The organism is Castellaniella sp. WN (assembly GCF_054457555.1).
The window spans coordinates 689,417-710,118 of the sequence record NZ_JBTKZC010000002.1; the positions used below are offsets into that span (position 1 = coordinate 689,417).

Genomic DNA, 20,702 nt, shown 5'->3' on the forward strand with positions numbered 1-20,702 from the left:
CTAGTTTATATGAACCCCCTTCGAGCCTGTACGCCTTTCGCGCCCCTCGCCGGCCGCCCCCCCCCGCGAACATGGCAAAATGCTCGTTTCATGTTTCATCCTTCCGCCCCTTTCCGCCCCAGAGGCCAGTCCATCCCCGCACCATGACCACCGATTCAGCGCCTGCCTCGAATTTCCTGCGCACCATCATCGACAACGACCTGAAATCCGGTCGCTACCAGGACAGGCAATGGGCGCCCCCGCCCAGCCCGGCCGAAGTCCGCCGCGCCGGCGCGCCCGACACCGCCCGCATCCGCACCCGCTTCCCGCCCGAACCCAACGGCTACCTGCACATCGGCCACGCCAAGAGCATCTGCCTGAACTTCGGCCTGGCGCGCGACTACCAAGGCATCTGCCACCTGCGCTTCGACGACACCAACCCTGAAAAAGAAGAGGACGAGTACGTCCACGCCATCATCGACATGGTGCACTGGCTGGGCTTCGACTGGACGCAGGGCGGCACGGAGCACTGCTACTATGCCAGCGACTATTTCGAGACCCTGTACCGCTTCGCCGAGGCCCTGGTGCGGGCTGGCCACGCCTACGTGGACGAGCAGTCGGCCGACGAGATGCGCGCCACCCGCGGCACGCTGACCGAACCGGGCACGGCCTCGCCCTGGCGTGACCGCCCCGCCGCGGAATCCCTGGCGCTGCTGCGCGACATGCGCGCCGGCAAGTTCCCGGACGGCCGCATGGCCCTGCGCGCGCGCATCGACATGGCCTCGCCCAACATCAACCTGCGCGACCCGGTCCTCTACCGCATCCGCCACGCGACCCATCACCGCACCGGCGACGCCTGGTGCATCTATCCCATGTACGCCTGGGCGCACCCGGTCGAGGACGCTCTGGAAGGCATCACGCACAGCATCTGCACGCTCGAGTTCGAGGACCAGCGTCCCTTCTACGACTGGATCCTGGAGCGCCTGGCCGAACAGGGCGAACTGGCGGGGCCGCTGCCGCGCCAGTACGAATTCGCGCGCCTGAACCTCAGCTACGTCGTCACCAGCAAGCGCAAGCTGCGTCAGCTGGTCCTGGAAAACCACGTCTCCGGCTGGGACGATCCCCGCCTGCCGACCCTGGCCGGCCTGCGCCGCCGGGGCTACACGCCCGGCTCCATCCGCCTGTTCTGCGAACGGCTGGGGGTGTCCAAGGCCGATTCGCGCATCGACTACGGCATCCTGGAACAGGCCCTGCGCGACGACCTGGACCCCGTGGCGGCCCGCGCCGTCGCCGTACTCGACCCGCTCAGGCTCGTCATCACCAATTTCCCGGAAAACCACGCCGAACCCTGCTCCGCCCCGCTCAATCCCCACGAACCGGACGGCGCCCGGCGCGCCTTTCCCTTCACGCGCGAACTCTGGATCGAGCGCGACGACTTCCGCGAAGAACCGCCGAAGAAATACTTCCGCCTGTTCCCGGGCAACCTGGTGCGCCTGAAATACGGCTACGTCGTGCGCTGCACCGGCTGCGTCAAGGACGCCCGGGGCGAGGTCGTCGAGGTCCACGCCGAATACCTCCCCGACACGCGCAGCGGCACACCGGGCGCGGACGCCGTCAAGGTCAAGGGCACCGTCACCTGGGTCAGCGCGGCCCACGCCGTGCCCGCCGAGATCCGCCTGTACGACCGGCTGTTCACCGAACCGCACCCCGACGGCGGCGACCGCGATTTCCTGCGGGCGATCAATCCCGACTCCTGCCGGGTCGTCAGCGCCTGGCTGGAGCCGGGCACACGCGCCGAGCCCGGTGCGACCTGGCAGTTCGAACGCCTGGGCTATTTCGTCGCCGACCGGGAGGACTCCACGCCCGGACGTCCGGTGATCAACCGCGCCGTCACCCTGCGCGACACCCGGGTCTGAACCCATCATGCCCAAAACCGCCGCCGCCCTGGATTTCAAGAGTGCGTCCCTGCACGTCCTGCGGGCCGTGCTGCATACGGCCGACACCGCCGAGCTGACCCGGGCGCTGGACCAGCGCATGCAAGAGGCCGGCGCCTTCTACGAAAACGAACCCGTGGTGCTCGACGCCCAGGGACTGGACCAGGCGCCCGACTGGCGGGCGCTGGCCGACGCCCTGCGCCGCCACCGGCTGCATCCGATCGGCGTGCGGGCGCCCAAGGCCCTGCTGGCCTCGGCCGACCAGGCCGGTCTGGCGCCCCTGGACATCTCCACGGGCCGGCAAGCGGAAAGCCGCGCCGTCGCACCGTCCAAGGCCACCCGGACGCCGCCCGCGCCGGACGCGCCCGCGGCGCCGGCCGGCACGGCCTCCGGCGCCGACGAGCCCTCCCCGCCCGCCGACGCCGAAACGTCCGCCGCCGAGACCCTGGTGATCCGCCACCCGCTGCGCTCGGGCCAGCGCATCTACGCGCGCGGCGGCGACCTGATCGTCATGGGCATGGTCAGCCAGGGCGCCGAAGTCATCGCCGACGGCCACATCCACGTCTACGGCCCGCTGCGTGGCAAGGCCATGGCCGGGGCGCGCGGCAACCCGCGCGCCATGATCCTGACCACCCAGCTCGACCCGGAACTGCTGGCCATCGCGGGGGTCTACCGGGTGATCGAAACCCGCCTGCCCGATTCGCTGCACAATCACGCCGCCCAGGTCGAACTGGACGGCGACACGTTGCGCATCCGGGCGTTGCAGGGCGGCCATTGAACGGGCGGCGCCCGATGGACGGCCGCCTCGACGGCCCTCGTCCCGCAGGCACGGAGCCCGTGCCCGGGCGCGCGGTCACATCCGGACACGCTCCCTGGCCGGCGCATCGGCCTGTCCAGGGCTTTTTGCTTTACGATGTCATGAATTTTTCGAACAGGGGAACACAGTCACCATGGCGCGCATCGTTGTAGTCACCTCCGGCAAGGGAGGAGTGGGCAAGACCACCACCAGCGCGAGCTTCTCGGCCGGCCTGGCCATGCACGGCCACAAGACGGTCGTGATCGACTTCGACGTCGGCCTGCGCAACCTGGACCTGATCATGGGTTGCGAACGCCGCGTAGTCTACGATTTCGTCAACGTCATCCAGGGCGAGGCCACCCTGAACCAGGCGCTGATCCGCGACAAGCAGCTGGAAAACCTGTACATCCTGCCGGCCTCCCAGACGCGCGACAAGGATGCCCTGACGCGCGAAGGCGTGGAAAAGGTCCTGACCGACCTGGCCGCCATGGACTTCGAATACATCGTCTGCGACTCTCCCGCCGGGATCGAGACCGGCGCGGTGATGGCGTCCTACTTCGCCGACGACGCGCTGGTGGTCACCAATCCGGAAGTCTCCTCGGTGCGCGACTCCGACCGCATCCTGGGCATCCTGTCGGCCAAGTCCCGCCGCGCCGAAAAGGGCGAAGAGCCGATCAAGGAGCACCTGCTGCTGACCCGCTACAACCCCAAGCGCGTGGCCGACGGCGAAATGCTGTCCCTGGGCGACATCGAGGACATCCTGCGCATCCGCCTGATCGGCGTGATCCCTGAATCGGAAACCGTGCTGCAGGCGTCCAACCAGGGGATCCCCGCCATCCACATCCGCGATTCCGACGTCTCCCAGGCCTACCTGGACGTGGTGGCCCGCTACCTGGGCGAGGAAAAGCCCCTGCGCTTCGTGGACTACGAGAAACCCGGCCTGTTCAAGCGCCTGTTCGGGGGTAAATAAGCATGTCGTTCCTGGATTTCCTGCGCGGACAGAAGAAGACCTCGGCCAGCATCGCCAAGGACCGCCTGCAGCTCATTCTGATCAACGAACGCGGCAGCGGCCGCAACGCGCCCGATTTCCTGCCGCAGATGCAGAAGGAACTGATCGCGGTGATCTCGAAATACGTCCAGATCAACCCGGAGGACATCAAGGTCAACCTGGATCGCCAGGATTCTCTGGAAGTGCTCGAGGTCAAGATCGAGATGCCGCAGGCCGAAGCGCGCAACTGAAGCATCCCTCCACCTCGCGCCTTGCAAGGCGCCCCGATTTGCCGGGCATGGGGCAGTCGCAGTGGACTGTCCCCATGCCCTGTCAAATCCAGGCCAGCGTCGCCCACACCACCAGCGGGATGATCGCCAGGGACAGGACGTTGCCCAGCAGCACCACGCCGGCCACGACCTCGGGCTCCACGCGATACTGCTCGCACAGCAAGTAGTTCAACACCGCCGGCGGCAGCATCACCGACAGCACGACCATGCGCGACCATTCCGGCGTCAGGGGCAGCAGCCACAGCACGACGGGCAACGTCAGCAGGCCAGCCAGCAAGTACAGCGCATTGATGCGCAGCGCCAGGCCCGGCTGCTCGACCCGATCCAGGGACAGACGCACGCCCAGCCCGAACAGCATCAGCGGAATGGCGATCTGCCCGGTCAGGTCCAGCGTGGTCGTCACGAAGGGCGGGATCCATTCCCGGTGCGGCGCCAGAGCCACGCCCAACAGGGCAGCCCAGATGTTCGGATTGCGCAGCCACATCCAGCGGCTGCCGCCGCGCGACAGCAGGCACAGGCCCAGGGAGAAATGCAGCAGGTTCGACAGCACGAACAGCACCACGATGTCGCCCAGCAAATCCTTGCCGTAGGCCAGCATCATCAGAGGAATGCCGATATTGCCCGTGTTGCGGAACATCCCCGGCACCAGGAAAGCCGGGCGGGACACGCCCGGGCGGCGCACCAGGGCCAGCAGCAGCCCCGGCACAATGATGATCAGCACCCCGGCCGCCACCAGCGGCCAGCCGCGCACCAGGTCGACCGGATTGTCCAGCAGCGCGGAGAACACCAGCGCCGGACAGAACACCATCACGTTGGCATGATTGATGAACGCCATGTCCGGCGCACGCGCCTGGCGACGGCCGAAAGCGAAACCCAGGGCCGCCACGGCGAAGACGGGCAGGACGATGTTCAGCAGGGTGGGCAGCATGGGGAAAGGCGAAGGGATGGACCGGCGGAATTGGCGGCGGGCTGCCCAGAGTGTACAGCGCCGCACTCAAGCGAACGGGGCGGGCCCTCCGCGCGAAGGGCCCGCCCCGTTCACCGATCCGTCCCCTCTGGAGCGCGCCGCGCGCATCCCCGGAAGGCCGCGCCCGCTCAGTATCCCAGCGCGAAATCCTCGGCCGGCAGGTCCATCAGCACGTCCGGGCCGGCCTTGATGGCCTCCACATGCGCGCGGGTGCGCGGCAGGATGCGGGCGAAGTAGAAGCGCGCGGTGTGCAGCTTGGCCTGGTAGAAGGCCTTGTCGCCCTCGCCCGCCGCCAGCTTATCGGCCGCGACGCGCGCCATGTCGGCCCAGAAATAGGCCAGCGTCACATAGCCCGAATACATCAGGTAATCCACGGACGCGGCGCCCACCGCCTCGCGGTTGGTCATGGCCTTCATGCCGATCTTCAGGGTCAGGTCGCCCCATTCCTTGTTCAACTCGGCCAGGGGCTTCACCAGTTCGGAGATCGCGCGGTTGCCGCCGTTGGCCTTGCAGAACTTGTGCACGATCTTGGTGAAGATGCGCAGCGGCTCGCCCTGGGTCATCAGCACTTTGCGGCCCAGCAGGTCCAGCGCCTGGACGCCGGTCGTGCCTTCGTACAGCATCGAGATACGGCTGTCGCGCACGTTCTGCTCCATGCCGTGCTCGGAAATGTAGCCGTGGCCGCCGAAGACCTGAACGCCCAGGTTGGCCGCCTCGAAACCGGTCTCGGTCATGAAGGCCTTGGCGATCGGAGTCAGGAAGCCCAGCAGCTTGTCGGCCTGCTCGCGAGCGTCCGCGTCCTGGCTGTGCTGCATGATGTCCACCTGCTGCGCGGCGTAGTACAGCAGCGCGCGGTTGCCTTCGGCATAGGATTTGATCGTCAGCAGCATGCGGCGCACATCGGGGTGCACGATGATGGGGTCGGCCGGCTGGTCGGGGAATTTCGGGCCGCTCAGGGCGCGCATCTGCAGACGCTCACGGGCGTAGGCCGAAGCGCCCTGGAGGGCGACCTCGGCGTGCGCCAGGCCCTGGATGGCGGTGCCCAGGCGGGCCGTGTTCATGAAGGTGAACATGCAGTTCAGGCCCTTGTTGGCCGGTCCGATCAGGAAGCCGGTGGCGCCGTCGAAGTTCATCACGCAGGTGGCGTTGCCGTGGATGCCCATCTTGTGCTCGATCGAGCCGCAGGACACGCCATTGCGCGCGCCCGGGCCGCCCTGGCCGTCGGGCAGGAACTTGGGCACGATGAAGAGGGAAATTCCCTTGGTGCCGGCGGGCGCGTCCGGCAGGCGGGCCAGGACGATATGGACGATGTTCTCCGCCATGTCGTGCTCGCCGGCGGAAATGAAGATCTTGGTGCCGGTGACCTTGTGGCTGCCGTCGGCCTGCGGTTCGGCCTTGGTGCGCAACATGCCCAGGTCGGTGCCGCAGTGAGGCTCGGTCAGGCACATGGTGCCCGTCCATTTGCCCGAGACCAGCGGCTCCAGGTAGGTCTTCTGCTGTTCCGGCGTGCCGTGCGCCTGCAGGGTGTTCATGGCGCCGTGCGACAGGCCGGGATACATGCCCCAGGCCCAATTGGCCTCGCCCATCAATTCACTGATGGCCATGCCCAGGGATTCGGGCAGGCCCTGGCCGCCGTGGGCGGCGTCGTGCGACAGCGCCGGCCAGCCGCCTTCGACGTACTGGGCGTAGGCTTCCTTGAAGCCCGCCGGAGTCTTGACGCCTTCGGGCGACCAGGCGCAACCCTCGCGATCCCCCACGGCGTTCAGCGGCGCGATGACCTGCTCGCAGAATTTCGCACCCTCTTCCAGGATGGCGCCGACCATGTCGGCGGTGGCCTCCTCGCAGCCCGGCAGGGACTGGTAGTGGGCGGGGTAGTTCAGGACCTCGTCGCGCACGAAACGGATGTCGCGCAGGGGGGCTTTGTAGTCGGGCATCTCCGGTCTCCAGGGTGGATTGTCGAGGGCGATCGCGGCGGCCCCGAACGGGAGCCGGTCCGGACGCCGGCCGGCTCTTCGGGATCTTCGAGCCGTCGAATCGAAATTCAAACGATCGTTTGAATTTAAGAGGAAAGCCTGTTTGAAGTCAAGCCGACGGTCAACTTTCGGGCGGGTTGCCTCCTCTTTCGTCCGGCCGGCCGCCCCCGGCACTTTGCGCGAGATCAATCCCGGGAAAAATTCCGGCCATTATCCGGAATTCCTTCCGCCAATCCTAATACCCATCAAGTATATAAGGTCAGACCCTATCTAACCTAAGGTGGTTCGCGGTCAACGAAGCGGGATATGTCCGACTACGTCTTCCCCTTGTTCATCCGCCTCGAAGGCCGAGGCATACTGGTCATCGGCGGCGGTGACATCGCGGAACGCAAGATCCGCCTGCTCATGCGATCCGGAGCCCGGATCACGGCCATTGCGGAAACCTTCACGCCCACGCTGGCGCAGCTCGGCGACGAAGGAAGCATCGCGCTGCTGCACGGGCGGTTCGAACCTGCGCTGCTGGACGGTGCCTGGCTGGTCATCGCGGCCACCAACGATCCTCAGGCCAACCGGCTCGTCGCCGATGCCTGCGCGGACCGCCACCTGTACGTCAACGTGGTGGACGACGCCCGGCTGTCCACCGCCCATATACCCGCCATTGTCGATCGATCCCCCTTGATGATCGCCATCTCCTCGGCCGGCTGTGCCCCGATGTTCGCCCGCGCCGTGCGCGAACGGATCGAGACGATGGCCGATCCGGCCCTCGGCCCCCTGACACACATGGCCCAGCGCCACCGGCCGCGCATTGCGCGCCAGTTTCCCGATCTGGCAAAACGGCGGGCCCTGTACGAGGATCTGCTGCGCGGCCCGGTACAGACGCTGCTGCGGCAAGGCCGGAACGCCGACGCCGAACAGGCTTTCCTGGACACGGTGGCCCGCGGCAAACGGTCGCCACGCGGCCAGGTCTATCTCGTGGCCGCACCGGACGACGATCCGGGGGATCTGACCCTCAACGGTCTGCGCGCACTGAACCTGGCCGATGTCCTGTACTACGAAGCATGCTGTCAGCCAGGGGTCCTCGAACTCGCCCGCCGCGACGCCGCCCGGATTCCCTTTCACGGCCAGGGTCCGTCGCGGACTCCCGATCATGACACGCTGCGGGCCATGCTGGAGGCCGCCCGGCTAGGCCAGACGCTCGTCGTCCTGCTGCCCGCGGCGACATCCCCGGATTACGGGGACCAGGCCGCCTTCTTCTCCAGCCACGGCATCGAATATTTCATCATCCCCGGCGTATCCAGGGAACCGGCCGGCCGCAAAGCCCCTCCGGCGGAACCCTTCGCATCGCGCCACCCCGGACGCTCAAAATTTCACACCACAGTAGTCACAGGAGAAGCCTGATGGATACAAGAAAGACCGGACGTTTGGTGCTCGCCGCCCTGGCGGCAATGAGTACGCTGGGCCTGGCCCAGGCAAAACCGGATCCCGCTGCCGAATACCAGGGCGCGGCCTCGACCGTGGACCCGGCCAGCGCCGCCGTGCACCGCACGGCGGGCGCCCCCGACCTGAGCGACGCCGAGTTCACCCGGGGCAAGGAAATCTACTTCCAGCGCTGCGCCGGCTGCCATGGCGTCCTGCGCAAGGGGGCGACAGGCAAACCCCTGACGCCCGACATCACCCAGAAGCGCGGCCCCGAATACCTGAAAACCTTCATCACCTACGGCTCTCCCCTCGGCATGCCGAACTGGGGAACGTCGGGGGAACTCTCTCCCGAGGACATCGACCTGATGGTGAAGTACATCCAGCACACTCCACCGGTCCCGCCGGAATGGGGCATGGCCGAGATGAAGAATTCATGGAAGGTCCTGGTCAAGCCCGAGGACCGGCCCAGGAAGCAGATGAACAACCTGAACCTGGGGAACCTGTTCTCCGTCACGCTGCGCGATGACGGCAAGATCGCCCTGATCGACGGCGACACCAAGGAAATCGTCAAGATCATTCCGACCGGCTACGCCGTCCACATCTCGCGCATGTCGGCCTCGGGCCGCTATCTGCTGGTGATCGGGCGCGATGCCAAGATCGACATGATCGACCTGTGGATGAAGGAGCCCACCACGGTCGCGGAACTGAAGGTCGGCATCGAGGCCCGCTCGGTGGAAACCTCGAAATACAAGGGCTACGAGGACAAATACGTCATCGCCGGTTCGTACTGGCCGCCCCAATACACCATCATGGACGGCGAGACCCTGGAACCGCGGGAAATCATCTCCACCCGAGGCATGACGGTCGATACCCAGGAATACCACCCCGAGCCGCGCGTGGCCGCCATCATCGCCTCGCACCAGCACCCCGAGTTCATCATCAACGTGAAGGAGACGGGCTGGGTCCAGCTGTTCAACTACAAGGACATCAAGAACCCGACGATTACTTCGATCGGCGCCGCTCCCTTCCTGCACGACGGCGGCTGGGATCGTTCGCACCGATACTTCATCACGGCGGCGAACAACTCCAACAAGATCGCCGTGATCGATTCCAAGAACCGCAAGCTCGAGGCCCTGATCGAGGTCGGCAAGACCCCGCACCCGGGCCGGGGCGCGAACTTCGTCCATCCGAAATACGGTCCGGTCTGGGCCACCAGCCACCTGGGCGACGAAACCATCGCCCTGATCGGCACGGATCCGCAGCAGCACCCGAAAAACGCCTGGAAAGTCGTCCAGACTCTCAAAGGCCAGGGCGGCGGCTCGCTGTTCGTGAAGACCCACCCGAAGTCCCAGCACCTGTACGCGGACACGACCTTCAACCCGGACCCGAAGATCAGTTCGACCGTCGCGGCCTTCGACATCAAGAACCTGGACAAGGGCTACACCGTGCTGCCGATCATCGAATGGGCCGGCATCAAGGACGGCTCGCTGCGGATCGTCCAGCCGGAATTCAATGCCGCCGGCACCGAAGTCTGGTTCTCGGTCTGGAACATGAAGGACAAGGAATCCGCCATCGTGATCGTGGATGACCGCACGCTGAAGCTCAAAAAGGTCATCAAGGACCCGCGCCTGATCACCCCCACGGGCAAGTTCAATGTCAACAACACCCAGCACGACATCTATTGACGGCAGGGAGAGGCCGTCGCGCCGCGCCTTCGGCTCATCGTCCGCCAAGGAGGCGCTTTTTGCCTGGGGGCGGACCGGGGCGGTGGGCCTGGCGGCCGCCTTGGCCTGCGCGGCGGGGCCGGCTGCGCTGGCGGCCGGCCCCGCCGCATCCAGTCTATCCGCCGAGCAGGCGCAGCGCGTCTCGCACCTGCTGGTACAGGACTGCGGCTCCTGCCACGGCCTGCGCATGACCGGGGGGCTGGGCCCCGCCCTGACCCCGGAAGCCCTGCGGGGCAAACCCCGCGATGCCCTCATCGCCACCATTCTTCAGGGCCGGCCCGGAACGCCCATGCCGCCCTGGAACCCTTTCCTCAGTCCGGCCGAAGCCGGCTGGATCATCGATCGTCTCACTGAAGGACATCTGCCATGATGCGAGGTTTCCTTGCCGCCCTGCTCTGCCTCCTGTTGAGCGCCTGCGCCCACACGCCGCAAGGCGGCGGGGACCTGGGCCTGGTCATCGAACGCGCCACCGGCAGCGTCCAGATCATCCGCAACGGCCCGCAACCGGCCGTCGTGGCCCGGGTCGAAGGGCTCGGCGACCTGTCGCACGCCGCGGCCGTCTTCTCACGCGACCAACGCTACGCCTATGTCTTCGGCCGCGACGGCGGCCTGACGAAAGTGGACATGCTGACTCACCGGATCGCCGCCCGCGTGATCCAGGGCGGCAACAGCATCGGCGGCGCCATCAGCCAGGACGGCCAGGTCATCGCCGTAGGCAACTACGAGCCCGGCGGCGTCCGGCTGTTCGACGCGGACACACTGGAGCGGCTGGCAGACATTCCGGCCACTCCCATGACCGGAGGCGGCCGGAATGCGCGCGCCGTCGGCGTGGTGGACGCTCCGGACCGGCAATTCGTCTTCAGCCTGTTCGACACCGGCGAGATCTGGCGGGTCGACGCGCGGGATCCCCGCCATCCCGTCCTGGACAAACATGCGGGCATCGGCAAGGAACCCTACGATGGCATGATCACCGGGGATGGCCGCCACTACATCGCCGGCCTGTTCGGCGAAGACGGGCTGGCGCTCCTCGACCTGTGGCACCCGGAACTCGGCGTGCGACGCATCCTGCCGGACTACGGTCGCCATGGAAAGCCGCTCCCCGTCTACAAGATGCCGCACCTGGAAGGCTGGAGCGCCACGAGCGGCCGGACGTTCATCCCGGGCGTGGGAGAACACGTCGTTCACGTGCTGGACAATGCCCGCTGGCGGCTGACGGACCGCATCCAGGTGCTGGGCCAGCCGGTCTTCATCGTGATGCGCCCGGACAATCGCCAGGCCTGGGTGAATTTCGCCTTTCCCGACAATGGCAAGGTCCAGGTCATCGATACGGAATCGATGCGGGTCATCCGCACCCTGGACATCGGCCCGGGCGTGCTGCACATGGAATTCACGCCGCGCGGCGAACAACTCTGGATTTCCGTGCGGGACCGAGACCAGGTTCAGGTCTGGGATCCCTACGCCCTGGAGCGCCTCGACACGCTGCCATCGCGAGCCCCCAGCGGCATCTTCATGAGCAGCCGCGCCACCAGGATGGGCCTATGAAGGATCTGGACCCGATCGACCTGGCATTGCTCGAAGGCTTCCAGCACGACCTGCCGGTCTGCGCACGGCCCTATGCCGCCATGGCCCGGACCCTGGGCTGTTCCGAACAAGAAGTACTCGACCGCCTGGACGCCCTGGAGCGGCGCGGCATCCTGTCCCGGATCGGTCCCGTATTCGAGCACGGACGCGCCGGCGCCAGCACCCTGGCGGCCCTGTCCGTGCCGCCGGGCCGGCTGGAAGCCATCGCCGCACGCGTCAGCGCCCATCCGGCCGTCAATCACAACTATCAGCGCGACCACGCCTGGAATCTGTGGTTCGTGCTCACGGCCGACACCCGGGAATCTCTGGATCGCGCACTCGACGAGATCGCCGCCGCCACCGGGATGGAACCCATCTCCCTCCCCATGCTGCGCGGCTATCACATCGACCTGGGTTTCAGTCTGACTCCCTTCTTGCCGGAGTCCTCATGAGCAGCCCGCTTTCCCCCGAACTGCGCAATCGGCTGGCCCGGCGGCTCGAACGCGGACTGCCGCGATGCGCACGGCCCTATGCCACCCTGGCCGAAGCGCTGGGAACCAGAGAGGATCTGGTGCTGGCCCAGGTCCGCGCCTGGAAGGCCGAGGGGCTGTTCCGGCGCTTCGGCCTGATCGTCCACCACCGGGCGCTGGGAATCAACGCCAACTTGATGCTGGTGCTCGATATTCCGGACTCGCAGGTCGACGCCGCCGGATTGGCGCTGACGCGGGAGCCCGCCATCACCTTGTGCTATCGGCGCCGGCGCAGCCTGCCGCAGTGGCCCTATAACCTGTTTTGCATGATTCACGGCACGTCGCGGACCGCGGTGCAGGCCCAGGCCGACGCCATCCTCCAGCGCCATGGCCTGGCGGACCGGCCCCATGCCTGCCTGTTCAGCCTGCGCGCCTTCAAGCAGCGCGGCGGGCGCTATGCCCCTCCGGGCCCGGACAAGGAGACCGGCATGCCGGACCGGGAAGTTCCCCCGGAATTCCCGCCCGGCGCACCTGAACAGGAGACATCGCTGGATACGATGGACCGCCTCATCCTCAATCGCCTGCAGCGGGGCCTGCCACTGGTGCGGCACCCCTGGGAGGCGCTGGGGGCCGAACTCGGCCTGGATCCCGACCGTATCCGCGCCCGCCTCGAAGACTGGCTGGCCGACGGAACCCTGACCCGGTTCGGGCCGATGTTCGACATCGAGCCCCTGGGCGGCGCCTTCACCCTGGCGGCCCTGTCCGCCCCCGAAGACCGCTTCGACGCCGTGGCCGGTCAGCTCCGGGCAATGCCCGAGGTCGCGCACAACTACCGCCGCGAACACTTCTGGAACATGTGGTTCGTGCTGGCCTGCGAAAGCCCCGGCCATCTGGACCGCACGCTGACCGCCATTGAATCGGTCACCGGGCTGGCGGTCCTGAATCTGCCCAAGGAGGAGACCTACCATGTCGGCCTGCATCTCCCCCTCTGACGCCCGGCTCGCCCGCCGCCTGATCGAACTGTGCCAGGCCGGCCTGCCCCTGGTCGAAGACCCCTGGGCCTGGGTCGGATCATCCCTGGGCTGCGGCGCCGAAGAGGCCCTGGCATTGCTGCGCCGGCTCCAGGAGGCCGGCATCATCCGCCGCATCGCCGCCGTCCCCGATCATTACCGCCTGGGCTACCGGCACAACGGCATGACCGTCTGGGACATCGAGGACGAAGCCCTCGCGCGCCTCGGCCCGCGGGTCGGCGCGCTGCCCTTCGTCAGCCACTGCTACCGCCGACCCCGCCAGGAAGGCTGGCCTTATAACCTCTTTGCCATGATCCATGCCCGTTCCGCCGACGAACTGGAACCGCAACGCGCCCGGATCCGCGCGCTGCTGGGAACCGCCCGGCTGGCCGAAGACATGCTGGTCAGCAGCCGCATCCTGAAAAAGACCGGACTGCGGCTTCCCCATTCAGGAGAACCCCGATGCTGAGAATCAGCCAGTACCTGCGCGTGCTCGCCGGGCAGGCGCCCGCGCCCCGCGGCGCCCCGCCCGGCTCGACCCGCCCTCCGGTGGTGATCTGGAACGTGCTGCGGCGCTGCAACCTGACCTGCCGGCACTGCTACGCCACCTCGGCAGATACCGACTTCAAGGGGGAACTCGACACCACGGAAGCCCTGCGCGTGCTCGACGACCTGCGGGCGGCCGGCGTGCGCGTGCTCGTGCTCAGCGGCGGCGAGCCGCTGATGCGCCCGGATCTTTTCAGACTGGCCCGGCATGCCCGGGACCTGGGCTTCTACGTCGCCCTGTCCACCAATGGCACCCTGATCGATCGGGGCAACATCGAAGCCATTGCCGCGATCGGCTTCGACTATGTCGGCATCAGCATCGACGGGCTGGCCGACCTGCACGACACGTTCCGGCGCATGCAAGGCGCCTTCGACCGCTCGATCGCGGCCGCCCGGCTGTGCCGGGAGCACGACATCCGCGTCGGCCTGCGCACCACCCTGACCCAGCACAACCACCATCAGCTGCCGGCCTTGCTCGAACTGATGCGCGCCCACGACATCCAGAAATACTATCTGTCGCACATGAACTACAGCGGCCGTGGCCGGGCGCGCAGCACCCGGGGCGCGGACGCCGACCACGCCATGGCGCGCCATGCCATGCGCCTGATCTTCAGCCGCGCATGGGAAGACGTCCAGGCCGGCCGCGACACTGAATTCGTCAGCGGCAACAACGACGCCGATGCCGTCCTGCTGCTGCAATGGGCGCGGGAGCACATCCCGCAATCGGCGGATTCCCTGGAAGCCATGCTGCGCGCCTGGGGCGGCAACGCCTCGGGCGCGGGCATCGCCAACATCGACAATCTCGGCAACGTCCATCCGGACACCTACTGGTGGCACCACACGGTCGGCAATGTCCGCGAGCGGTCGTTCCGCGACATCTGGATCGAGCATCCCGACCCGCTCCTGCTGCGGCTCCGGGAGCACCCCCGCCGGATCGGGGGCCGTTGCGGCGGATGCCGCTGGCTCGAAATCTGCAATGGCAACACCCGGACCCGCGCCTGGGCCCAGGGCGACCTGTGGGGAGAAGACCCCGGCTGCCCGCTGACGGATCAGGAAACCGGCGCCCTCGCCGAAAGGAGCCTCGCATGAACGCCATCCCGCTCTCCGACACATCCCTTCCCGACATGCCGCATGCCCGCCTGCTGCCCGGAGAAGTCGCCCTGGTCGGCGCCGGACCGGGCGATCCCGGCCTGCTGACCCTGCACGCCTGGCGCTGCATCCAGCAGGCGGACGCCATCGTCCATGACCGGCTGGTCAGCCGCGAACTGATGGCGCTATTGCCCGCCCGGGCCCGCCGGTACGACACGGGGAAGACCCCCGGCAGCCACAGCATGCCGCAATCCTCCATCAATACCCTGCTGGGCGATCTGGCGCGACAGGGCCTGCGGGTCGTGCGCCTGAAGGGCGGCGATCCGCTGATCTTCGGCCGGGGAGGCGAAGAACTGGACGCCCTGCTGCGCCAGGGCATCGCCTGTCGCATCGTACCGGGCATCACGGCCGCATCGGCATGCACCACCTACGCCGGCATTCCCCTGACTCACCGGGGCGTGGCGCAATCCTGCCACTTCATCACCGGCCATCTGCAAAACGACGGCCGGCTGGATCTGCCCTGGGACTCGCTGACCGCGCCCGGGCAGACCCTGGTGTTCTACATGGGACTGGGGGCGGCGCCGGAAATCAGCCGCCACCTGATGGCCGCCGGCATGGATCGCGAAACCCCGGTCGCCCTGATCCATCAGGGCAGCACGCCCCGGCAGCGCGTTTGCCGCACCACGCTGGCCGCGCTGCCGGCCTCGGCGCAGGATGGCATGTTCGCGCCGCCGACCCTGATCGTGATCGGCGCGGTGGTCGCGCTGTTCGCCGATCGCGAACCTCATCATCCCGCCTGTTTCCCGCAAGCCCATCTGGAAGCCTCATGCGCCTGAAGCATTCGATTCTGTCGGCCCTGCCCCTCGCCCTGGCCGCCTGCGCGGCGTTCGCCACGGACGCCGGCCCCGGCGTGGAGGCCGCCGGGCGGCTGTACCAGAGCCACTGCGTGATCTGCCACGGCGAACAGCGCCTGGGCGGGACAGGGCCGGCCCTGCTGCCCGAGAGCCTGTCCCGCCTCCGGACCGCCGAAGCGCGCGACGTGATCCTGCACGGCCGCCCCGCCAGCCAGATGACGGGCTTTGCATCGATCCTGACGGAACAGGAGATCGATGCCCTGGTGAAATATCTGTATGCTCCGTCCGCCATCCCGCCCCGCTGGACCGAAGAGGACATCCGCGCCAGCCGGCACCAGATCACCACCTCCGCCACCCTGTCCGATACGCCTCGCCATGGCGCCGACCCCGACAACCTCTTCGTCGTGGTCGAAGCCGGCAACCATACCGTGGACATCCTGGACGGCGACCGCTACAAGATCCTGGCGCACTTTCCCTCGCATTTCGCGCTGCATGGAGGCCCAAAGTTCTCGCCCGACGGCCGCTACGTCTACTTCGCCTCGCGTGACGGCTGGGTCAGCAAATACGACCTGCACAACCTGGTCATGATCAGCGAGGTCCGGGCCGGCCTGAACACCCGCAACATCGCGGTCAGCAACGATGGCCGCTGGGTGCTGGTGGGCAACACCCTGCCCGCCGGGCTGGTGATGCTCGACGCCCGCGACCTGTCCCTGATCCGGCGCATCGACACCGCCACCGAAGCCCACCCCGAACCTTCCCGCGTGAGCGCCGTCTACACAGCCCCGCCCCGCAAGAGTTTCATCGTGGCCCTCAAGGACGTCCCCGAGATCTGGGAAATCCCCTACGATGGCGACCGGCCCGGCTTCGAGGCGCGCCGCCTGGCCGCGGAAAATCTGCTGGACGACTTTTCTTTCTCTCCGGACTATCGCCAGTTGATCGCCTCCTCGCGCCAGGCCAAAGGAATGGAAGTCATCGACCTGGATTCGGGCAGGCTGATCAAGCGCATTCCCCTGCCGGGCATGCCGCACCTGGGGTCCGGGATCTTCTGGAAACGCGATGGCCGCCTGATCTTTGCCACGCCCAATATCAGCACCGGACTGATATCCGTCCTGGATGCGCAAACCTGGGAGCCCATTCGCGAAATCAAAACGCTGGGCCCGGGTTTCTTCATGCGCAGCCATGCCAATTCGCCCTACGCCTGGACGGATGTCTTTTTCGGGCCGAACAACGACGCCGTGCACGTGATCGACAAGAAAAGCCTGGAAATCGCCCGCACCCTGCGTCCCATGCCCGGAAAAAACGCCGCCCATGTGGAATTCACCCATGATGGGCGACATCTGCTCCTGAGCGTCTGGGATACCGAGGGGGCCCTGATCGTCTATGACAGCAAGACGCTCGAAGAAATCAAGAGAATCCCGATGAACAAACCCTCCGGGAAGTACAACGTCGGCAACAAGATCGAGTTCGCCGAAGGCACGTCGCACTGACAGGCCCCAGGCGCGAATCGCGGCGACAGCCGGCGCGGCGCATCGCGCGTCCAGGCCCGGGCATGCGGTCCCCGCGGGCTGTCCGTGCCCGCTTGCCGCTCGACTCGTTCAGAGGCTCCCTGGTTTCCTGTCTGGCTAATTCCGATCCTTACCTTCGGCGCCTGGGCTGGCCATGCATCCGAATTCAAGTGACCAAACTCACCAGACAGGACACTAGCGGTTCTTGCCGATCTGGTCGCCAATGACGCCGCCGATGGCCGCGCCGCCGACCGTGCCCAGGATCCCGCCGCCCGTGACGACGGCGCCCGCCACGCCGCCCAGGCCCGCGCCCGTGACGGCCGATTTCTGGCGGTGGCTCATGTTGTCCCAGGACGAGCAGCCGGCCATGGCCGTCGCCAGCATCAGGGCCGCGCCGATTTTTCCGAATGTCCTGATCGTCATAGTGATTCTCCTTCTCGCGTACCGCGTGATGATCCGTGCCCGGTCGGGCATCCTGGCTTCTTTATAAGCGCCGAACCCCGAAAAAGCTGTGAGCCAAGATGTCGAACCTTGTAACTTGTAACAGCGGCGGCCGCGGACGGGCCGCGCCTCATTTCACCAGGGCCAGCACGTCCCGGAAGGCGGGATGCGCCGGCGTTTCGAGCCATTCATAGATCGCCATTTCGGACGTGACGGTTTCCAGCCCATGGTCACGCCAGCGTTCGCGGGCGGCCGACCAGTCGGACTCGCGCCGGGAGCCGATGCCATCGGCCACCAGCATGGGCTGGAAACCGGCCCGGGCCAGGCCCAGGCCGGTTTGTAACACGCAGATGTGGGCTTCGGTGCCCGTCAACAACACCCGCGTGCGGCCCGCCGGCCAGTCCGCCAGGAAATCGGCCTCGCGGCAAGCGTCGAAATGGGTCTTGGCCACCACCCGGTCGACGTGCGCCAGCAGATCGGGATGGGTGGCGCCGATCTTGCCGGGCCAGTGCTCGGTCGCCCAGACCGGCACCGACAGCAGCCGCGCGGCCTGGACCAGGCGCGCGACCCGGCCGCGCAGGGCATCGGTATCGCGGATGACGGGCAGCAGCTTTTCCTGCATGTCCACCACCAGCAGCAGGCTGTTGTGGGCGGCCAGCACGGGGGATGCCTTGATGACCATGGCGGGTCTCCTATTTCAGGGCCTTGTAGCGCAGGCGATGCGGACGGGCGGCCTCCTCGCCCAGCCGGACCTTCTTGTCGGCCTCGTATTCCTGGTAGTTGCCGTCGAAGAACACCACCCGGGAATCGCCTTCGAAGGCCAGGATGTGCGTGGCGATCCGGTCCAGGAACCAGCGGTCGTGGCTGATCACCAGCACGGAGCCGGCGAATTCCAGCAGGGCGTCCTCCAGGGCGCGCAGGGTTTCCACGTCCAGGTCGTTGGATGGCTCGTCCAGCAGCAGCACGTTGCCGCCCGCGATCAGGGTCTTGGCCAGATGCAGCCGCCCGCGCTCGCCGCCCGACAGCTTGCCGACCTGCTTGCCCTGATCCGCTCCCTTGAAATTGAAGCGTCCCAGATAGGCGCGCGCCGGCATCTCGAAACGGCCCACGGTCAGCAGGTCGGCGCCGTCGGAGATGGCGTCGAATACAGTCTTGCCGTCGGGCAGGGAATCGCGCGACTGGTCCACGTAGGCCAGCTTGACCGTCTGGCCCAGCGCAACCTCACCGGAATCCGGGGTTTCCTGGCCCGCGATCATGCGGAACAGCGTCGATTTGCCGGCGCCGTTGGGACCGATGATGCCGACGATGGCCCCGGCGGGAATCTTGAAGCTGAGATCGTCGATCAGCAGCCGGTCGCCGAAGGACTTGGACACGTTGCGGAACTCGATGACCTCGTTGCCCAGGCGCTCGGCCACGGGGATGAAGATTTCCTGGGTCTCGTTGCGCTTCTGGTATTCGTGCGAGGACAGTTCCTCGAAGCGCGCCAGGCGGGCCTTGGCCTTGGCCTGGCGGCCCTTGGGGTTCTGCCGCACCCATTCCAACTCTTTCTTGATGGTGCGCTGGCGGGCGGATTCGGCGGCCTCTTCCTGCTTGAGGCGGTCTTCCTTCTGCTCCAGCCAGGAACTGTAGTTACCCTTCCACGGAATGCCATGGCCCCGGTCCAGCTCCAGGATCCATTCGGCCGCGTTGTCCAGGAAGTAGCGGTCGTGGGTGACGGCCACGACGGTGCCGGGGAACTGGCGCAGGAAGACTTCCAGCCATTCGACCGACTCGGCGTCCAGGTGGTTGGTGGGTTCGTCCAGCAGCAGCATGTCGGGCTTGGACAGCAGCAGGCGGCACAAGGCCACGCGGCGTTTTTCGCCGCCCGACAGCCGGCCGACCACGGCGTCCCAGGGAGGCAGGCGCAGGGCGTCGGCGGCGATTTCCATCTGGGTCTCGATGTCGTCGCTGCCGCTGGTGGCGGCCGCCGCGATGACGGCCTCCAGCTCGGCCTGCTCGGCGGCCAGGGCGTCGAAATCGGCGTCGGGCTCGGCGTAGGCGGCATAGACCTCGTCCAGGCGCTTGCGGGCCTCGAAGACCTCGCCCAGGCCGGCCTCGACGGCCTGGCGGACGGTGTGGTCGGAGTCGAGCTGCGGCTCCTGCGGCAGATAGCCGATGCGCAGCCCCGCCATGGGGACGGCTTCGCCCTCGATGTCCTTGTCCACCCCGGCCATGATCTTCAGGAGGGTGGACTTGCCCGAGCCGTTCAGGCCCAGGACCCCGATCTTGGCGCCGGGAAAGAAGAACAGGGAGATGTCCCGCAGGATCTGACGTTTGGGCGGCACGATCTTGCCGACCCGGTTCATGGAATAGACGTACTGTGCCATGTCGCAACCGTGAAAAGGCGGGCCGAAGGATTCGGCCGCGCAAAGTTTCGATTGTAGGCCGGACGGGAGGGCGGTGGGCGGGGGATGATCGTCTCAGTCAACGCCGTATCGGAACGATACGCTGCATGCTGTTCTGCTTCATCTATGGCCGGGACAGATACCCCCGCCTCTGCCGGTGTTGTCAGGCGCCGGGTGCTGACGAAGGGAGAGCGGGAGCCTTCGGCGGACGTGTCTGAGGAGCGCGTCGCGCGACGAGTTCGTCCGCCGCCCGCTCGGACGAGGCAGACCCGGAGAGCCCGAAGGGCCGCCCGGCCCTCCGGCAGAGGCGGGGGTATCTGTCCCGGCTGACGCGTGCGTCTTGCAGTGTGCACGCCGAGATTGTGTTAGTTTTAAGCCATAGTGATTTAGCACTACTATTGATATCATTCAGATTAAATAAAATCGTTGCATAGCAGGCCCACCATGAACCCCCAGCACTACACCTACCGCGTGACCTGGTCTGAAGACGACCGGGAACACGTCGGCCTGTGCGCCGAATTTCCCAGCCTGTCCTGGCTGGATGCGGACCCGACCCAGGCGCTGCGCGGTATCATGGATGCCGTCGCGGAAACCGTGGCCGATATGCGAAACAACGGCGAACCGGTCCCCGAACCGTTTGCCGAACGCCGCTTCAGCGGCCGCTTCGCCGTCCGCGTCCCGCCCATGATCCACCGAAGACTCGCCCTGGAGGCGGCTGAGGAAGGCATCAGCATGAATCGCCTGATCAGCGCCAAACTCGCCCTGTAAGCCCT

20 protein-coding genes are annotated in these 20,702 nt (G+C 66.9%); 15 read left to right on the forward strand and 5 right to left on the reverse strand.

The window, feature by feature from the left end:
- The first annotated feature begins 143 nt into the window (after positions 1 to 143).
- The 4 genes from ACTPOE_RS17235 (at position 144) to minE (ending at position 3,948) form a co-directional block, all read left to right on the forward strand.
- A complete protein-coding gene (locus tag ACTPOE_RS17235; RefSeq protein ID WP_458873435.1) occupies positions 144 to 1,895 on the forward strand; it encodes a glutamine--tRNA ligase/YqeY domain fusion protein in 1,752 nt (583 codons plus the stop codon).
- Between the two features lie 7 nt (positions 1,896 to 1,902).
- Entirely contained in the window at positions 1,903 to 2,691 is a 789-nt protein-coding gene (gene minC / locus ACTPOE_RS17240) for a septum site-determining protein MinC (protein WP_458873436.1), read from the forward strand.
- Positions 2,692 to 2,863: 172 nt separating this feature from the next.
- Complete coding sequence (gene minD / locus ACTPOE_RS17245) at positions 2,864 to 3,679, forward strand: septum site-determining protein MinD (RefSeq protein WP_458873437.1); 816 nt, start codon at positions 2,864 to 2,866, stop codon at positions 3,677 to 3,679.
- A gap of 2 nt (positions 3,680 to 3,681) precedes the next feature.
- A complete protein-coding gene (gene minE / locus ACTPOE_RS17250; RefSeq protein ID WP_269359288.1) occupies positions 3,682 to 3,948 on the forward strand; it encodes a cell division topological specificity factor MinE in 267 nt (88 codons plus the stop codon).
- Positions 3,949 to 4,030: 82 nt separating this feature from the next.
- Here the strand turns inward: minE and ACTPOE_RS17255 are convergent, their stop codons facing one another.
- Positions 4,031 to 4,915 (reverse strand): AEC family transporter, encoded by an 885-nt coding sequence (locus ACTPOE_RS17255; protein ID WP_458873438.1) that lies wholly within the window; start codon positions 4,913 to 4,915, stop codon positions 4,031 to 4,033.
- 167 nt (positions 4,916 to 5,082) lie between these two features.
- Entirely contained in the window at positions 5,083 to 6,888 is a 1,806-nt protein-coding gene (locus ACTPOE_RS17260) for an acyl-CoA dehydrogenase C-terminal domain-containing protein (protein ID WP_458873439.1), read from the reverse strand.
- A gap of 345 nt (positions 6,889 to 7,233) precedes the next feature.
- Between ACTPOE_RS17260 and ACTPOE_RS17265 the strand changes: the two genes are divergently transcribed.
- From ACTPOE_RS17265 to ACTPOE_RS17310, 10 genes are read left to right on the forward strand one after another with little or no spacing between them, the layout of a single operon-like run.
- Positions 7,234 to 8,325, forward strand: coding sequence for an NAD(P)-dependent oxidoreductase (locus ACTPOE_RS17265; protein WP_458873440.1), 1,092 nt, complete (start codon positions 7,234 to 7,236; stop codon positions 8,323 to 8,325).
- The gene (locus ACTPOE_RS17270) at positions 8,325 to 10,031 is read left to right on the forward strand and encodes a cytochrome D1 domain-containing protein (RefSeq protein ID WP_458873441.1); all 1,707 of its coding nucleotides are present in this window, start codon (positions 8,325 to 8,327) and stop codon (positions 10,029 to 10,031) included. The genes ACTPOE_RS17265 and ACTPOE_RS17270 overlap by 1 nt, the downstream gene beginning before the upstream one ends.
- On the forward strand, positions 10,000 to 10,440 hold the full coding sequence (locus tag ACTPOE_RS17275) for a c-type cytochrome (RefSeq protein ID WP_458873442.1): 441 nt from the start codon (positions 10,000 to 10,002) through the stop codon (positions 10,438 to 10,440). Before ACTPOE_RS17270 ends, ACTPOE_RS17275 begins: the two co-directional genes overlap by 32 nt.
- Complete coding sequence (locus tag ACTPOE_RS17280; protein WP_458873443.1) at positions 10,437 to 11,612, forward strand: cytochrome D1 domain-containing protein; 1,176 nt, start codon at positions 10,437 to 10,439, stop codon at positions 11,610 to 11,612. The genes ACTPOE_RS17275 and ACTPOE_RS17280 overlap by 4 nt, the downstream gene beginning before the upstream one ends.
- On the forward strand, positions 11,609 to 12,082 hold the full coding sequence (locus tag ACTPOE_RS17285) for an AsnC family transcriptional regulator (protein ID WP_458873444.1): 474 nt from the start codon (positions 11,609 to 11,611) through the stop codon (positions 12,080 to 12,082). The genes ACTPOE_RS17280 and ACTPOE_RS17285 overlap by 4 nt, the downstream gene beginning before the upstream one ends.
- Positions 12,079 to 13,092 (forward strand): siroheme decarboxylase subunit beta, encoded by a 1,014-nt coding sequence (gene ahbB, locus ACTPOE_RS17290; RefSeq protein ID WP_458873445.1) that lies wholly within the window; start codon positions 12,079 to 12,081, stop codon positions 13,090 to 13,092. Before ACTPOE_RS17285 ends, ahbB (ACTPOE_RS17290) begins: the two co-directional genes overlap by 4 nt.
- Complete coding sequence (ahbB, locus tag ACTPOE_RS17295) at positions 13,067 to 13,579, forward strand: siroheme decarboxylase subunit beta (protein WP_458873446.1); 513 nt, start codon at positions 13,067 to 13,069, stop codon at positions 13,577 to 13,579. The genes ahbB (ACTPOE_RS17290) and ahbB (ACTPOE_RS17295) overlap by 26 nt, the downstream gene beginning before the upstream one ends.
- The gene (nirJ, locus tag ACTPOE_RS17300) at positions 13,573 to 14,745 is read left to right on the forward strand and encodes a heme d1 biosynthesis radical SAM protein NirJ (protein ID WP_458873447.1); all 1,173 of its coding nucleotides are present in this window, start codon (positions 13,573 to 13,575) and stop codon (positions 14,743 to 14,745) included. The genes ahbB (ACTPOE_RS17295) and nirJ overlap by 7 nt, the downstream gene beginning before the upstream one ends.
- A complete protein-coding gene (cobA, locus tag ACTPOE_RS17305; protein ID WP_458873448.1) occupies positions 14,742 to 15,581 on the forward strand; it encodes a uroporphyrinogen-III C-methyltransferase in 840 nt (279 codons plus the stop codon). Before nirJ ends, cobA begins: the two co-directional genes overlap by 4 nt.
- Entirely contained in the window at positions 15,572 to 17,086 is a 1,515-nt protein-coding gene (locus tag ACTPOE_RS17310) for a cytochrome D1 domain-containing protein (RefSeq protein ID WP_458873449.1), read from the forward strand. Before cobA ends, ACTPOE_RS17310 begins: the two co-directional genes overlap by 10 nt.
- A 213-nt stretch (positions 17,087 to 17,299) precedes the next feature.
- Here ACTPOE_RS17310 and ACTPOE_RS17315 read toward each other — a convergent pair whose 3' ends face one another.
- The 3 genes from ACTPOE_RS17315 to ettA form a co-directional block, all read right to left on the reverse strand.
- Positions 17,300 to 17,527 (reverse strand): glycine zipper 2TM domain-containing protein, encoded by a 228-nt coding sequence (locus ACTPOE_RS17315; RefSeq protein WP_458873450.1) that lies wholly within the window; start codon positions 17,525 to 17,527, stop codon positions 17,300 to 17,302.
- A gap of 148 nt (positions 17,528 to 17,675) precedes the next feature.
- A complete protein-coding gene (locus tag ACTPOE_RS17320; RefSeq protein ID WP_458873451.1) occupies positions 17,676 to 18,227 on the reverse strand; it encodes an isochorismatase family protein in 552 nt (183 codons plus the stop codon).
- Between the two features lie 10 nt (positions 18,228 to 18,237).
- Positions 18,238 to 19,911: an energy-dependent translational throttle protein EttA gene (gene ettA / locus ACTPOE_RS17325; protein ID WP_458873452.1), complete on the reverse strand. Its 1,674-nt coding sequence runs from the start codon at positions 19,909 to 19,911 to the stop codon at positions 18,238 to 18,240.
- A 462-nt stretch (positions 19,912 to 20,373) separates the two neighbouring features.
- On the opposite strand from ettA, the gene ACTPOE_RS17330 reads away from it, so the two are divergent.
- A complete protein-coding gene (locus ACTPOE_RS17330) occupies positions 20,374 to 20,697 on the forward strand; it encodes a type II toxin-antitoxin system HicB family antitoxin (protein ID WP_458873453.1) in 324 nt (107 codons plus the stop codon).
- Positions 20,698 to 20,702 lie beyond the last annotated feature (5 nt).